Below are 385 nucleotides of genomic sequence, written 5' to 3'. Positions count from 1 at the left end.
GGATAGCGTTCGCGCATATTCTCGGTGGCAACGGGGTCGTAGGCGACGATTTCCGCGCCACGTTCTTTGAGTCCCTCGATGACCGGAACCGCGCGCGTGTTCCGGATATCGTCCGTTCCGGGTTTGAACGCCAGGCCGAGAACGGCGATGCGTTTGCCGGACACGTCGACGTGGTCGTCGAGTAGAGAGAGGAGGCGCTCGGGTTGGGCGTCGTTCAGTTCCACGGCCGCGGAAAGGACGGCGGGGTCGTAGCCCTGTTCCCGTGCCGCGGCGATGATGGCATCCGTGTCCTTCGGGAAGCAACTGCCGCCCCAGCCAACGCCGCTCCGGAGGAACTGCTCGCCGATGCGGTCGTCGAGTCCGATGGCATCGGCGACCTCGGAGG

Annotated in this window: 1 protein-coding gene; it reads right to left on the bottom strand. The window is 65.7% G+C overall.

All coding sequences use genetic code 11. The annotated features are described in order from the left end of the window. Positions 1 to 385, bottom strand: a 385-nt coding sequence (locus FY251_RS22200; protein WP_148417039.1) for a UDP binding domain-containing protein, incomplete at both ends; no start/stop codon positions are given.

This window comes from Haloferax sp. KTX1 (genome assembly GCF_902410085.1).
Taxonomy (GTDB): domain Archaea; phylum Halobacteriota; class Halobacteria; order Halobacteriales; family Haloferacaceae; genus Haloferax; species Haloferax massiliensis.
Note: the sequence above shows the minus strand (reverse complement) of the source record. Positions and strands in the feature narration are given on the sequence as shown.